Raw genomic sequence first — 15,024 nt, forward strand, 5'->3', positions numbered from 1 at the left:
CATAGCTTCGGGGCTTTTACTTATTCATTTTGCAACTTATCATACGTCACAATTGAATCTGCACTGGTGTAAATGTAAGGGGTGGGTGGCTGATCGACCGGAGTTACCTTCGTCGCCCGAATCTCAATGGTGTCTTCGCCATTCACTTGAGCAGAACCAATGGTGCCATCGATTTGTACCCAACTGTCTGTAGGAAAGCTGTCTGCATTCGGGACATGAATCATCACGCCAAAGGGCGCAGCGTCTGCCGGGCAGCACATCACGAGAAATCGCCCTAATGCAAAATGAGATTCATGCTCCATGCTTTTGTCTCGATATACAAACCCGGTAAGGCTTATGGCCTTGCCTGCAAATTGTCGTTGGAACATGTCGATGGACCCTAATGTCTCGGAGAAGATTTCAGGATATACCTTAATGACCGATTCCGCATATAACTTCTCAGCGAGTTCGGCAAATTCACGACTATACTCATCCGGAGGAACGAATTGTACTTTCGTGGCAGGCACAGATGATTCAACATTTGCAGTTTTTTTGGATAGATCTTTAATATCCAATTCTGCTGCATCTGGTAAGGGTTCTTTTCGAAGAATCTCGGGAGGTCCATAGGTTAGGGACATGCCTTTTTGACTGGCCATGGAACTGCCTAGTGCCTGATCCGGCAAAAGAAAACCAAGTACTAATGGAATGGCAATCAATCCGTACATTAGCGAGCTGCGTACCCATCCTGAAGGAGGCGGATGCTCACAATCGCAATGGATCTCGCTATTACCAAACAGTCCGTGCCAGGCCATTATGGCGGCAATAAATAAAAAGGGAACAGGGCAGCAGAGAAGCAATCGCTGCATTGTCGGCGCCAAGTAATAATGAAGAGAATCCGTTGTATTCAAATGAATGATGTATACAGCGAGCCCGCCGATCCACAGCGCACGAATCAGGTTATGCCATTGGATAGCATGAGATTTGGTAACCGGAGCTTTGGTCACTGTATAACCAGGATGGTTCATGTAAGCACCTCTTTTGATCAGATATTATACTCAAAACTGTCATGCCAAAAGGTTAATCAACCACGACCCTGCGAAAACCAAAGCAATAATGGCCAAGCTCAGGCCAATAACAAACCGGGTGCGGAAGGTGGAGAGCAGCATCAATGTGCTTTTAAAATCAAGCATTGGACCGAGAACGAGAAAGGATAACAGCGGTCCTAATGCAAACGTGTGAGAGAAGGCAGAGGCTACGAATGCATCTGATGTCGAACAGAGAGACAATACATACGCAAAACCCATCATGAAGGCATAGGAGGCGACAGGTCCGTTACCTAGAGAAATGAGATCACTCCGGCTGATAAAGGTTTGGATGCAGGCTGTAATAAGAGCGCCAATGACCAAATATTTGCTCATATCGACAAATTCGTCACCTGCATGGATGAAAAAGCTGCGCCAATTTTTATCGTGCACGTGATCATGATCGGCTGAATGGGAATGAGGTTGTGCCATTTTAAATCCGGGATGTGTCTTGACCTCTGTCACTGTAGCCTTCGGTTTACGCAATGGATTCTGGCGGACGAACATATAGACCAGACCCCCGATGGAAGCTGCTACAGCAAAGGCCAGTCCCATACGGGCGATCGTAATTTCGGGATGGGAAGGAAAAGCGAGCAGGGTTGCGGTAAAAACAATGGGATTTACAACAGGACCGCTAAGAATAAAGGTCACCGCGATATAAGGCGGCATGCCTTTGTGCATCAAGCGTCGCACGACCGGAATCATGCCACATTCGCAGATGGGAAAAATGATTCCCAGCAGCCCCGCTACCAGAACACCCCCTACAGGGTTCTTGGGTGTTAGTTTGCGAATCATTTCCTCCGAAACAAACCATTGCATTAGCGAAGACAACAGCACTCCTATGAGCAGAAAAGGAACGGCTTCGAGAAAAATGCTGATGAATACCGTTTTCATATTTTGTAAGGCTTCACTGTTCCATGCTTCTTTCAGATTGGGAGCCATCGTGATCAACACGGGAACAAGAAATGCACAAGGAATCAGGAATGACAGGAGCTTAAGATTGGCTGCCATTTTCATGGGATAGACCTCCAGAACCGGGACTTTGGTAAAATATATGCTTGTACCGTCCGCATCATACTCGTTCTCGTTAATTAATCGACATTTTTACGATTTACATATTTGGACCTTGAAAACTTCTAATATTGACAAAAGAAATGACATTCAGGTATAGTTTGTTTTGTTAATCGTAATAATTACTATTAATTATTATTTTTAGCCCATTAGTGGAGTGGAAGCTACATATCATTCCGATTTTTTAGTTTTAAGAGGATAAATGGAAGGGAGTCATTGAAATGAAAGAACAACAGGTACAACCCCGAGTTCCGGTGACGGTATTGAGTGGATATCTGGGAGCAGGCAAAACGACATTACTGAACCACGTGCTCCATAATCGCGAGGGCATGCGAGTTGCTGTCATTGTGAATGACCTGAGTGAAGTGAACATTGATGCTGGCTTGATCCGGGATGGTGGTGGATTGTCACGTATTGATGAGAAGCTGGTGGAGATGTCTAATGGCTGCATCTGCTGCACGCTGCGGGAGGATTTGCTTAAAGAGGTGGAGCGGCTTGCGCTGGACGGTTCTTTTGACTATATATTGATTGAATCGACAGGCATTGGAGAGCCAGTACCCGTTGCCCAGACGTTTACATATATTGATGAAGAGCTGGGGATTGATTTAACGAAATTTACGCGGCTCGACACGATGGTAACGGTAGTGGATGCTGCTCAGTTCTGGCGTGACTTCTATTCCAAAGAAACGTTGAAGGATCGGGGGCAGGAAGCGGGAGAGGATGATGTAAGGGGGATCGTTCATCTGCTGACGGATCAGGTTGAATTCTGTGATGTGCTGATTTTGAACAAGTGCGATCTGGTATCGGAAGAAGAGCTGCTCAAACTTGAGAAAGCACTACATGCGATGCAGCCGGAAGCCCGACTTATTCGCACCACTCATGGGCAGATTGACCCGAGGGAGATATTGAATACCGGACGGTTTGATTTTGAAAAAGCAAGCCAGTCTGCGGGCTGGATCCGCGAATTAATGAAGGAAGAACACACGCCCGAGACAGAGGAGTATGGCATTCACTCATTTGTTTACCATCGGAAACGTCCGTTTCATCCGGAGCGTTTGCTGCGTTGGATTGCGAAATGGCCTGATAGCATTGTACGTTCCAAAGGCTTAATGTGGCTGGCTACGCGTAACCATATGGCGGTGTCGTTCAGTCATGCGGGAACATCCAAACAGTTGGGACCAGCCGGATTGTGGGTAGGCGCAATGAGTGACGAAGAGCGACACATGCATTTTGGTGATACACTTCCACCGATTCCGGATTGGGATGAGCAGTGGGGTGATCGGGTAACGAAACTGGTGTTCATCGGGATAGACATGGACCGATTGGAGATCGAACGGACATTAGATGAGACACTGCTAACCGACGAAGAGATGCTGATGAACTGGCGAGAACTGAAAGATCCATTTCCAGCATGGAGTTGACAAACGTAAAAGCATGGGCTAAACTCATTAAATAGTAATTATTACGATTAGAAAAAATCAGAGGAGGCCATTCCATGAGAGTCATTGTAACCTTAGCTTGCACCGAGTGCGGAGATCGCAACTATACAACAACCAAGAACAAGCGTAACCATCCGGAACGGATCGAATTGAAGAAATATTCACCACGATTGAAGAAGATGACCATTCACCGGGAAACCAGATAAATTTTTTTGTCATTTTTACATCGTAATATTTACGAAAAGAGGAAAAACCATGATTTTATCTTCCATTCGTGATGTGGTATTTGGATACGGCAAAGAGCCAGTCATTGATCAACTGTCGCTGGATATCCATGTGGGGGAGTTTGTCGGCATTACAGGACCGAATGGTTCTGCGAAGACAACCATGCTGAAATTGCTGCTGGGGCTGTTACAGCCTTGGAGCGGCACGGTACATATGAATGCGGAGTCCGTACGTGGCAGTAAGCTGAACATCGGATATGTACCCCAACAGGTCGCATCGTTCAACAGTGGATTTCCCAGTACGGTGATCGAACTGGTGCGATCCGGATGTTACCGCAAACTCGGTTTGTTCCACAGATTCACAATCGAGCAGGAAGCCATTGTGGAACGCAGCTTGCGGGAAGTCGGCATGTGGGAATACCGCAACGCTCGGGTTGGCGAACTGTCTGGTGGACAAAAGCAGCGAATCTGCATTGCCAGAGCCTTGGCAGGCCAGCCGCAGGTGCTTGTACTGGATGAGCCGACTACAGGCATGGACCGGCGCAGCCGTGAAGGGTTCTATGATCTGATGCGCCATTATGCAGACGTCCATGGACTGACCATTATTATGGTCACCCATGGATTGGAAGAGATGGGCAACCGGTTGGACCGGACGATTACCCTGGAGCGGCAAGAAAGTGAGGAATGGCAGTGTTTGAGTACGAATTCATGCAGCGTGCTTTCTGGGCAGGCGGACTGATCGGAGTCATTGCTCCAATTTTAGGAGTTTATCTGATGCTGCGACGGCAGGTGCTGATGGCGGATACGTTATCCCATGTTTCATTGGCAGGGGTTGCCCTGGGTTCCGTGTTGAATCTTGATCCGGTGATCTGTGGATTTGCGATTGCGATTATCGGCGCATTGCTGGTGGAACAACTCCGGCGGAATTACCTGACATATAGCGAGGTGCCTGTAGCAATTATTATGACGTCGGGTCTGGCCCTTGCTGTGGTGCTCATGAGTCTGAAAACCAATCTGTCCAAGACATTCAGCTCCTACCTGTTTGGTTCCATCGTTGCAGTTAGTGATATGCAGTTGTGGATTATGGCGGCTGTGTGCGTCATCGGACTGATTTTTTTCATCGTGCTCCGAAGACCATTGTACAATTTGACGTTTGATGAAGAGACAGCTTCGATTGGAGGCATTCAGGTTAAAGGGTTGTCCTTTGCCTTTGCCGTTCTGACAGGAATGACCGTTGCTTCAGCCATGCCGATTGTCGGCGTATTGCTAGTGTCTGCTTTAATTGTACTGCCCGCTGCCCTGGCACTTAGATTGTCACGCAGCTTTGCTGCAGCGATCCTTATTGCAGTCGTCACCGGATTAATCGGTATCTTTAGCGGACTAACAACCTCTTACCATCTAAACACACCACCGGGGGGAACGATTGCTCTCATCCTGTTGGTCTTTCTATTGATTGGAATATCAGCACAAAAGCTGATTGGACGATATAACCGTAAACGTCATCGTAAAGAGAGAAAACAACAACGTGCAACTCTATTCATACATTCAAGGGAGAATACGCCACATGAAATTCAATAAAAAATCTGCTCTCGCTCTATTGTTCAGTCTTACACTTATCGTTGCCGGTTGTGGACAAAATCAATCCGCTTCCGATTCCAGCACCAGCTCAAACACGCCGGTACCAACAGAGACTGAAGAAGCCAAACTGAACGTTGAAGTCAGCTTTTATCCGATGTACGAATTCACCAAAAATGTAGCAGGTGATCTGGCTAATGTTCATACACTCGTTCCAGCGGGTATGGAGCCGCATGATTGGGAGCCGACACCACAGGATATTGCGAGCATCGAAAAAGCGGATGTGCTTGTCTATAATGGGGCAGGAATGGAATCCTGGATCGATCAAGTTACGGATAGTCTGAGCAATGCCAAACTCATTCAAGTGGAAGCGAGTCATGGAATCGATCTGCTGGAAGGATCGGAAGAAGATGAGCATGATCACGAACATGGCGATACAACGGATGCACATAACCATGCGGATGAAGCCACAACTGAGGAGCATGATCACGATCATGACGCTGAGGCAGAAGAAGGACATACACATGATCATGATCACGGTGGACTTGATCCCCACATATGGTTGTCACCTGCACTTGCCGTGAAGGAAGTGCGGAATATCGAAGCTGGACTCGCACAGGCTGCGCCTGAACATGCAGAGCAATTCAAGCAAAATGCCGATGCCTACATTGCCAAACTGGAGGCACTGGATCAGGATTTCAAAGCAGCTGTAGCAGACAGCAAACGTAAAGATTTCATCACACAGCATGCAGCATTCGGATATCTTGCACAGGAATATGGTCTGCAGCAAGTACCGATTGCCGGTCTGTCTCCTGAACAAGAGCCTTCCGCTGCGCAAATGGCATCCGTTATTGATTTTGCCAAGGAGCATCAGGTGAAGACAATTTTCTTTGAAACATTGGTTTCATCCAAAGTGTCAGAGACTATCGCCAACGAAGTAGGTGCCAAAACGGCTGTGTTGAACCCGATTGAAGGGTTGACGGAAGAGGAGATCGCTGCTGGAATGGATTACATCGGCGTAATGCGGCAGAATTTGGAGGCACTGAAACTGGCGCTGAATGAATAGCGTTGTTGCTTCTTATCAAGTTGAATTTACGAAAAAAGAAAACCCATTTGATGCATGTCATCGAAAAAGGTACAATAATACAACATGCTGAGGAATGGCACAGCCATTCCTTCGCCTTTGGCCACGCAGAGAGCACAGGGATGTGCTCTTTTCGCTGTTCAAGGTGACGGAGATCATGCGGGGAACGGGAGGAAACGCATTATGGATTTACATGAAGAACAGGAAGTACTGTTAAGCCAGCAACCTACCCATTTATGGAGAAGACGCAAGCTCGAGTTAATGCAGTGGACGGAACGCGAAAAGCAGACCGTGGCAGCGAAGAGAACAGAGATTTGGAACGATGTCGAAGTAGATGCTGAGCTTGTCGCTGCCTTGACTTTGCTTCACAGAGCAGGTGTACGTACCGAGTTTTCTTGCGCTGGTGTAAGCCCACTCGATGAGCCGATAGATCATTCTCTTTATGCTTATGTTACACTTGTTCAAAACGAGGCAGCCGATCGATTTGTGAACTTTGCGCTGTCGAAGATGCGGAGCAGATTGCTTGCTACACTGGAGACAGGAACGGGTCGGTATGATCTGTCTTCTTTTTTCATCGGCCATAACCGGAGTTTCTGCTGGTGGATGCAATATTGCGCCGCACATTTTACGGATCGAAACGATTACAGTGTAGCCACGTAGTACAGTGATAGGCATTTTTACTTGGAGGCAAGGGAGGTAGGACCCGATTGAATAAATGGCTCAAAACCATACTGTTTCTGGTGGGTTCAGCGCTACTGACCCGCTTTATCCCATTTTCTTCATTGTTCCGTAACCTGGATACGATGATTCACGAATTTGGCCATGCGCTGGTAACACTGTTGTTATCAGGCAAAGTATTGCGCATTGAATTGTACGCAGATCACAGCGGCGTTACCTATTCATCCATGCTGACACCAGGCAGATCGATATTGGTTTCGTTAGCGGGGTATGTCACGGCGTCTCTCTTTGCCTGGCTGCTATTCTATCTTTACCGGAAGGGACGACACATGTGGGGGCTCGGCATTATGACTGGTGTAGCTCTTGTATCGCTTCTCTTCTATGTAAGGGGAGAATTCGGCATGCTCTGGCTTACAGGCTTTAGTGCGCTGAATGTTGTGATTATGATCTTTGGTGCCAAAATCGCAAAATTCTATTATTTATTATTGGCTTTCCTCACACTGGAAGAGTCCGTAGTTAGTGCCATGTACGTTGGACTAATGTCCTGGACACAACCGTCCCGGGCAGGGGATGCAGCCAATCTGGCTCAGCAGACATTTCTGCCAGCGCTGTTCTGGGGAACGTTGTTTGCATTGTTTGCACTGTGGTGTGCGAAGGGGGCACTTACGCTCTTTTTCCGAAAAGAAAGCACGGCCCGCACGTCAAAATCCCGTGGATTGCGCGGGCGTAATGTTTAGAAAGAAGAAAAGGCACTTCCTTTTTCATTAAAGGAGAGTGCCTTTTTGGTGTCTTGGGGTCAATCTCCAAGATTGTCCCATAACACATAAAAGTAATAAATTTCTTCCATGATCGCCTTATCATCCTCTGCGGCAATACCGCCCTTCATCCGGGCAAGCGTACCCAGAATATCGTAAATCGTCTCACGCTCCACACTGAACTGTATGCGATTGACGATCTTGTCCCAGGCTTTCATCGCGTAATCGATTTGGGACTTGGCTTCAGTCCATTTTTTGCCCTCAACCTGTTTCTGCAATGTTTGTACAGATTCAAGCAAGCGATCATCAGCACCAAAGGGCTTTTTGAGAAGGGCTCCGCTTGCCATTATCGCAACGAACACAAGAATGAGGCAGATCGGAAGCACATACAGCAACCAGAAACGCGTTTTCATTCCATCGCCTCCTTCATGTAAATTTAGAAAGGCCCCTCATAATCGCCCATATCGATTTTTTCAGTAATCTTGTCCTTAAATAGATCAATATACAATTTATCGTTAGGCAATATGGCGGCAAAAGCAATATCCTGTATTGTCACTTTTTGCTTCTTAAGCTGCTCGCTGAGCCAATTTGTATCTTTGTTTCGTTCCGCCAGATTTTGCTTAATCAGCACGCCATCAATGATAATCTCGGTCATCAGCTTATTCTTAGGAGGATGCATATGCATGTCTTTGGCCGTTACAGGTTGATTCTCAGGTTTCAACACAACAGAGAGACTTCCATCCGGTTCAAGAATCGCATAATCCAGCGTAGTGATGTCAAATACATCCTTTTGCCGCAGCATCATGGTCAATTCGTCGAATTTCACCCGCATTTTATGCAGGTTCTGTTCAAGAATTTTACCGTTCTGGATAACCAGTGTAGGGTCGGAGTCCATCAGTTTGGAGATGGTACGATTTTTCAGCGTAATATACTGAAAGATAATCGTGATGATGGTAAAAATGGTCAAGGCCACAAAATGAATCCACGCCTTGGAAGATAGATCAGTCGCAAATGTACCTGCGATGGAACCGATCGTAATACCGTTAATGTAATCAAAATACGTCAAGTTGCCCATTTGTTGTTTGCCCAGCACCCTCGTATAGATAATTAGGGTCAGAAAGGCGATAATTGATCGCACAGCAACAACCCATGTTTCTTCCATCATGTATGTATCACCTTCCTTCGCTTCGTCTTACAAATTGAAAACGTGAATGCTTTGAACCAATTTTTAATTCCACCCAGCATAGTAGTGGACTATAACAAGCTTTTCCTAGGCAGGATAATCTTATTCTTGAACGCAAAAAACCGAAACCTGGCTAAGTGCTCCAGGCTTCGGTTAATCATTCAACACATATCTTTAATTCGGTCAATCCATGTAAGAGTAAAATAGAATAGAGATCATACACCCGAATAAGCCATAAACCCACCATCCACAGGAATAACCGTACCTGTAACAAAACCGGACTGACGTTCATCTGCTAGCCACATCAGCGTGCCCAGAAGATCTTCCGGTTTGCCGAAGCGGCGCATTGGCGTGTGCGCAATGATTTTGCTTGAACGTTCGGTCGGTGAGCCATCCGGCTTAAGCAGCAGATTACGATTTTGTTCAGTCAGGAAAAACCCTGGTGCAATGGCGTTTACCCGGATTCCCGATTCGGCCAGATGTACCGCAAGCCATTGCGTGAAATTGTTAATCGCCGCTTTCGCTGCACTGTACGCAGGAACTTTGGTCATGGGCGAAGGGGCACTCATGGACGAAATATTAATGACGGTAGCTGGAACATCACGTTCAATCATTTGTCTTGCGAAGATTTGGGTAGGGATGAGGGACCCAACAAAATTCAGATCCATCACCTGACGGAATCCTTCGACACTTACATCAAAAAAAGTAGTGATATCCGGCTGCTCCAAATCTTCCTGTCTGAAAATTTCATTCGTGGTATTGGCGCTGGCATGGTTGCCGCCCGCTCCGTTAATAAGGATATCGCAAGGTCCAAGCTTCTCCTGAACAACAGCTGCTGCCGCTATTACACTATCGGCCTGGGTCACATCACAAGCTACCGCGATCGCTTTTCCACCTGCCGCCTCGATTGCCGTAACAACTTCTTCCCCTTTGGATACGGTACGGTTCAGAATGGCTACACTTGCACCATGTCGCGCGAGCTCTTCAGCCATGGAACGACATAGAACACCAGCCCCACCAGTAATTACAGCTATTCTGCCTTCCAGACGGCTTGATCTTTCTTTGGCAAAGTCACTCATGCTTTTGACCTCCTTTGCAGGGAGTCCCAGACGCCCCACAGATACATAATTCCCAGAGCACGATCATAGAGTCCATATCCTGGTCTGCATTGTTCTCCCCAGAGATGACGTCCATGGTCCGGTCGTGCATAACCTTCAAATCCAATATCGTGATAAGCTTCCACAACACCGGCAATATCGACATTTCCATCCTGACTTCGGTGGGATGTCTCGATAAAGTCTCCATTATCGTAGATTTTGACATTACGGATATGGGCAAAAGGAATACGGTCCTTGAACTCGTGAATCATGCCGATAATATCATTGTTCGGATTAGCCCCCAGAGAGCCGCTGCACAACGTTACACTATTGTAAGGGCTATCATAGAGGTTCAGATATCTGCGAACATTGTCTTGACTCGTAATAATCTTCGGCAGACCAAAGATCGGCCATGGCGGATCATCCGGATGAATGGCCATTTGAATACCTAACCGTTCAGCAGTAGGAATGATTTCCTGCAGGAAATAACGAGCGTGTTCCCACATATGATCCTCGGTTACATCCTTATAGGCTTCGAACAGACCTGTTAAATACTGCAATCGTTCCGGTTCCCAGCCTGGCATAGTTAAAGCCGAATTCTCGGTAATCCGGCTTACCAGTTCAAGAGGCTCAATATCGGCGAGTTTGCTGTGTTCGTAGAAGAGGGCAGTAGAGCCATCTTCCATCTCCTTATGCATATCGGTACGCAGCCAATCGAAGATCGGCATGAAATTATAACAGATGACTTTGACGCCTACCTGGGCGAGTTTTTCCATCGTTTTTTTGTAATTCTCAATATATTGATCACGTGTAGGCAGGCCGAGTTTGATGTCTTCATGAACATTAACACTTTCAACAACATCCAGATGCAATCCGGCTTTGTCGGCAGCAGCTTTCACTTCCAGAATTTTGTCCATGGGCCATTCCTCACCTGCAGGAACATCATGCAGCGCCCATACAATGCCTTCAACACCAGGAATCTGCCGGATATGGTCAAGTGTTACGGTATCATTGCCTTCTCCAAACCAGCGAAAAACCATTCTCATCACATTCACCTCATCAAGATTAGTTTAAAGAACAGGTAGATCCATCATTATTGAAAATAGGAAGGGTATGTATCCCGCAGGACAGCCAGATCCGTAACGGTCAAATGCAGATGTTCCTGCATCATGTGCTCCGCCGTTTGGGCATCGTGCTGTTGTATCGCCTGAACCATGGACCGATGCTGCTCAAGCAAGTGATCCCACTGATGATCCGAAGACAGGCGGAGCATTCGGCTCCGGTTCAGATGCACGTTCATGTGCTGGATCACGGACCAGGTGTTTTTTTTGTTGCAGCCTGCAAAGAGAGTACTATGGAATTCCTCATCCAATCCGAACATTCGCTCATCATCCGGTTCAAGTATGCATTCCTGCTGCTGTGCAAGGTTTTGCTCCAGTATTGTCATGTGTTCATCTGGAAATTGCACGCATGCAAGCCGTATGACGGCCCGCTCAAGCTGTTCACGCATGAAACGCGCTTCCTCCACGAGATCAACTTGAATCAATGATACATAGGTACCTCGCTGCGGATAAACTTCCAGCAGACCTTCCTGAGCTAATCGGACAAAGCTTTCTCGAACAGGGGTCCGACTTACATTGAACTCAAGCGAGATCTCTTTCTCCGAGATGGCGGTGCCGGGAGGCAGCTTCAAACTCAGAATCAACTGCTTCAACGTTGTATAGACAGCCTCACGAGAAGAGAATGCCTGTTTGTTCAGAGAAGACGGGTTTATTAAGGATGATAATAATTCGGCTTTGGACGAAGACCTAGGGGGAAATTCCATATTCTCAACTCCTTCAAGGATATACTACCATACTTGTATGGTAGTGTGGAAGCGCTTTATATAAGTTGTTCTAAAATCTATCGCACATGGCTTGCTGTTAGCGGGATGCTGGGGTAAACTATAGACATTAGGTTCAAATGTTTAAACCAACAGACATGACAGTTGTGATATCTGTAGAACATATAGAGGTGAAATTATGGGACAAAAAGCGATATCTATTTTTCAAACCTGCATCCCCTTATTCCAGGTACTTAGCGACAATCACCGTCAGGCGATTTTACTTGCTCTTAGTGAGAAGGGCAGCATGACAGTGAATGAAATTACAGAACAGTTCAACCTGTCACGACCTGCTATATCTCATCATCTCAAGCTATTGCTTGAAAAAGGGCTCATCTCCGTAGAACAGAAGGGTACACAACGGTATTATTCCGCTTCGTTAAGGTCTTCAGTGGAATTATTGAAGGAACTGGTTGGGGCGCTGGAAGAAGAGTGCTTATAGGCAAGAGTTGTTAACATGCTTAGGCATGTGGGCTATATGTTCGTATGTTTAAACGAATCATCATTAACTCGAAGAGGGGTTGTATTAATGAGTGTCATGCAGGAATTAAGCGAACATGAAGTCGAAGAAATTTTACAGCAGCAACGGCAGTTTTTTCGCTCAGGGGCTACTCGTTCGGCAGAGTCTCGCATTACACATTTAATCCGATTGAAACAAGCCATTCAGCAATATGAGTCACATCTTACTGAGGCGCTCTATCAGGATTTGGGCAAGAGTGAGTTCGAATCGTACACTACAGAGATTGGATTCATGCTGGATAGTATTACACACACCATTCGGCAATTGAAGAAATGGGTCAAGCCAGTCAAAGTCAAAACCCAATTCGCACTGATCGGGTCCAAAAGTTATATTATTCCTGAGCCTTATGGTGCGGTATTGATTATTGGACCTTTTAACTATCCATTCCAGCTTTTAATTGAACCTCTGGTTGGGGCGTTGGCAGCAGGCAACACGGCAGTACTCAAAGCATCTGAGAACACACCAGCCGTATCAGCTGTTATTCGCGAGATGATTAGCTCGGTATTCGAACCAGCATACGTTCACGTGGTCGAAGGAGCCAAAGATACAACCACGGCGCTTATTAATGCGCCTTTTGACTATATCTTTTTTACAGGAAGTGTACCCGTTGGCAAAATCGTCATGGAGGCTGCTGCCAAAAATCTCGTTCCGGTTACGCTGGAGCTTGGTGGTAAAAGTCCGGTCATCGTGGATAAGCATGCAGATCTCAAAGTGGCTGCACAGCGTATCATATGGGGGAAGCTGCTTAATACGGGTCAGACCTGCATCGCTCCGGATTATCTGCTTGTGCATGAACAGGTGAAGGATTCGTTAATCACCGAAATGAAAGCAGCAGTGGAGTCGTTCTTTGGGACAGATATCCAGCACAATCGTGACTATGGAAGAATCGTCAACAAGGCCCATTTCAAACGTCTCACGACTCTTATTGAACGGGATCAGGCTCATATCATCTACGGTGGCCAATCCGATGAGGACGATCGTTTTATTGAACCGACGTTTATTGATGCTGAATCGTGGGAAGCAGCAACGATGGAGGACGAAATTTTTGGTCCGATTCTGCCGATTATCAGTTATTCCCATATAGATGAGGCGATTGCAGGTATTGTAAAGCGGCCAAAACCGCTGGCGCTCTACCTGTTTACATCGGATACACAATTACAAGATAAAGTGATGCGAGAGGTTTCTTTTGGGGGAGGATGCATTAACGATACGATTACCCATGTAGCCAACCCACGTCTGCCTTTTGGCGGGGTAGGACATTCCGGCCTTGGCTCGTATCATGGACGTTACAGCCTCGAGACCTTCTCTCATATGAAAAGTGTGCTTAAAAAGAGCACCAGATTAAACTTGTCGATTTTATATCCCCCATACGATAACAAGCTGAAGACCATTAAACGTCTTCTGAAATAAAAAAACGGACGTTTAATCGTAAGCAAATTAAGTGTCATACTGGAACGATGTTCAATGGTTAAAGCTCATTCCGGAGCAGGCTGTTCCTGTCTGTAGCGTGTGGGTGAAATCCCTGACCAACGCTTGAATTGACGACTGAAATGGGCAATATCCTTATAACCTAGCATGGCAGCGATGTTCTGAACCGACAGCTTGGGGTTACCCAGCAGAACTTTGGCTTCATGCAGAACCATTTCAGATAAATATACACGCGGAGACTGACCATATACCTGCCGAAATACACGGTTACAATGTGAGGAACTGATGCCCAGCTCTGCTGCAATATCATCAATGCCATAATGGCTGTCGGACTCACGTCCCTGCTTGAACTGCTGACTCACCAGTCCTTGCAGCCGATTGCGAATTTGATGGGCCAGTTCGATCTTCTCATATCCGTCCGTAAACAATTGAGCGGCTTCCTGAGAGACGGCCTCCCACAAATGGCCGAACAACTCAAATACCGCCGATTGCAGCTGCATGCGCTGCACCATCGTACTCGCTGCCCGGTTGTCCGCAGAAGACATTAATTTACGAAGTACAGGCTCGATCTGGCGGGTAACCGGACTATCTGCATCGAACAAAACCTGCTGGATTCGTGCAAGCAGCGAGAGAAATAACTGATCATCGATATCAAAATGCATGCAAAAATACGTAAACCCCTTGCCGTTATGGCTCAGGCTGGAATGAATGCTTCCTGGAGGAATCAGGAGCAATTCGCCAGCCTTTTGAATATACAGCTTGCCGTCCACGGTCATGTATTGTTCGCCTTCCGTTACATAATTCAGCTCATATTGTGGATGTTCGTGGGCTGGATAATCCCAATCCGATCCGACACTTCGCAAATGTATAGCGAACAAATTCACCGTTGTTTGGACATCCGGGTAAAACACCTCATGCACACTTTCTCCCAAAGCGGGAGGCAAATAGGTGGAAGACATGGAAGACCCCCTGAATAAATAATATGGAAACAGATGTAACCGCTTTATTTATATTATAGTCCATTAGC

At 46.6% G+C, this 15,024-nt stretch carries 17 protein-coding genes; 9 read left to right on the forward strand and 8 right to left on the reverse strand.

Translation table 11 applies throughout. The annotated features are described in order from the left end of the window. Positions 1-20: 20 nt before the first annotated feature. Together RS891_RS16045 and RS891_RS16050 are read right to left on the reverse strand one after the other, a co-directional pair. Positions 21-1,004 carry a TIGR03943 family putative permease subunit gene (locus RS891_RS16045; RefSeq protein WP_315792226.1) on the reverse strand — a complete coding sequence of 328 codons (984 nt, stop codon included), beginning with the start codon at positions 1,002-1,004 and terminating at the stop codon, positions 21-23. Between the two features lie 39 nt (positions 1,005-1,043). Next, the gene (locus RS891_RS16050; protein ID WP_315792228.1) at positions 1,044-2,078 is read right to left on the reverse strand and encodes a permease; all 1,035 of its coding nucleotides are present in this window, start codon (positions 2,076-2,078) and stop codon (positions 1,044-1,046) included. A gap of 275 nt (positions 2,079-2,353) precedes the next feature. On the opposite strand from RS891_RS16050, the gene RS891_RS16055 reads away from it, so the two are divergent. The 7 genes from RS891_RS16055 (at position 2,354) to RS891_RS16085 (ending at position 7,869) form a co-directional block, all read left to right on the forward strand. Continuing rightward, positions 2,354-3,553, forward strand: coding sequence for a GTP-binding protein (locus tag RS891_RS16055; RefSeq protein WP_315792230.1), 1,200 nt, complete (start codon positions 2,354-2,356; stop codon positions 3,551-3,553). A 74-nt stretch (positions 3,554-3,627) separates the two neighbouring features. Further along, complete coding sequence (gene rpmG, locus RS891_RS16060) at positions 3,628-3,777, forward strand: 50S ribosomal protein L33 (RefSeq protein WP_024631975.1); 150 nt, start codon at positions 3,628-3,630, stop codon at positions 3,775-3,777. Positions 3,778-3,826: 49 nt separating this feature from the next. After that, positions 3,827-4,534, forward strand: a complete 708-nt coding sequence (locus tag RS891_RS16065; protein WP_315792243.1) for a metal ABC transporter ATP-binding protein — start codon at positions 3,827-3,829, stop codon at positions 4,532-4,534. Continuing rightward, a complete protein-coding gene (locus tag RS891_RS16070; RefSeq protein WP_113054640.1) occupies positions 4,480-5,373 on the forward strand; it encodes a metal ABC transporter permease in 894 nt (297 codons plus the stop codon). Before RS891_RS16065 ends, RS891_RS16070 begins: the two co-directional genes overlap by 55 nt. Continuing rightward, the gene (locus RS891_RS16075) at positions 5,360-6,436 is read left to right on the forward strand and encodes a metal ABC transporter substrate-binding protein (protein WP_315792245.1); all 1,077 of its coding nucleotides are present in this window, start codon (positions 5,360-5,362) and stop codon (positions 6,434-6,436) included. The genes RS891_RS16070 and RS891_RS16075 overlap by 14 nt, the downstream gene beginning before the upstream one ends. Positions 6,437-6,637: 201 nt before the next feature. After that, positions 6,638-7,114: a hypothetical protein gene (locus tag RS891_RS16080; RefSeq protein WP_113054638.1), complete on the forward strand. Its 477-nt coding sequence runs from the start codon at positions 6,638-6,640 to the stop codon at positions 7,112-7,114. A 47-nt stretch (positions 7,115-7,161) separates the two neighbouring features. After that, positions 7,162-7,869, forward strand: coding sequence for a M50 family metallopeptidase (locus RS891_RS16085; RefSeq protein ID WP_110000202.1), 708 nt, complete (start codon positions 7,162-7,164; stop codon positions 7,867-7,869). A 59-nt stretch (positions 7,870-7,928) separates the two neighbouring features. On the opposite strand, the gene RS891_RS16090 is transcribed toward RS891_RS16085, so the two are convergent. The 5 genes from RS891_RS16090 to RS891_RS16110 all read right to left on the reverse strand — a co-directional run bounded on the left by RS891_RS16090 (position 7,929) and on the right by RS891_RS16110 (position 11,992). Further along, positions 7,929-8,300 carry a DUF4363 family protein gene (locus RS891_RS16090; protein WP_110000203.1) on the reverse strand — a complete coding sequence of 124 codons (372 nt, stop codon included), beginning with the start codon at positions 8,298-8,300 and terminating at the stop codon, positions 7,929-7,931. 23 nt (positions 8,301-8,323) lie between these two features. After that, entirely contained in the window at positions 8,324-9,052 is a 729-nt protein-coding gene (locus RS891_RS16095) for a DUF421 domain-containing protein (RefSeq protein WP_113054637.1), read from the reverse strand. Positions 9,053-9,285: 233 nt separating this feature from the next. Continuing rightward, a complete protein-coding gene (locus RS891_RS16100) occupies positions 9,286-10,149 on the reverse strand; it encodes an SDR family oxidoreductase (protein ID WP_315792253.1) in 864 nt (287 codons plus the stop codon). Then, positions 10,146-11,213 carry a mannonate dehydratase gene (gene uxuA, locus RS891_RS16105; protein WP_315792255.1) on the reverse strand — a complete coding sequence of 356 codons (1,068 nt, stop codon included), beginning with the start codon at positions 11,211-11,213 and terminating at the stop codon, positions 10,146-10,148. Before uxuA ends, RS891_RS16100 begins: the two co-directional genes overlap by 4 nt. A gap of 47 nt (positions 11,214-11,260) precedes the next feature. Further along, positions 11,261-11,992, reverse strand: coding sequence for a GntR family transcriptional regulator (locus tag RS891_RS16110; RefSeq protein WP_315792257.1), 732 nt, complete (start codon positions 11,990-11,992; stop codon positions 11,261-11,263). Between the two features lie 196 nt (positions 11,993-12,188). Between RS891_RS16110 and RS891_RS16115 the strand changes: the two genes are divergently transcribed. Both RS891_RS16115 and RS891_RS16120 read left to right on the forward strand, forming a co-directional pair. Next, positions 12,189-12,491, forward strand: coding sequence for an ArsR/SmtB family transcription factor (locus RS891_RS16115; RefSeq protein ID WP_076288684.1), 303 nt, complete (start codon positions 12,189-12,191; stop codon positions 12,489-12,491). A 96-nt stretch (positions 12,492-12,587) separates the two neighbouring features. Then, positions 12,588-13,979 carry an aldehyde dehydrogenase gene (locus RS891_RS16120; RefSeq protein ID WP_113054981.1) on the forward strand — a complete coding sequence of 464 codons (1,392 nt, stop codon included), beginning with the start codon at positions 12,588-12,590 and terminating at the stop codon, positions 13,977-13,979. Between the two features lie 65 nt (positions 13,980-14,044). On the opposite strand, the gene RS891_RS16125 is transcribed toward RS891_RS16120, so the two are convergent. Continuing rightward, the gene (locus RS891_RS16125) at positions 14,045-14,956 is read right to left on the reverse strand and encodes a helix-turn-helix domain-containing protein (protein WP_315792262.1); all 912 of its coding nucleotides are present in this window, start codon (positions 14,954-14,956) and stop codon (positions 14,045-14,047) included. Positions 14,957-15,024: the final 68 nt, after the last annotated feature.

Origin of the sequence: Paenibacillus sp. BIC5C1 (genome assembly GCF_032399705.1) — a bacterium.
Taxonomy (GTDB): Bacteria; Bacillota; Bacilli; order Paenibacillales; family Paenibacillaceae; genus Paenibacillus; species Paenibacillus taichungensis_A.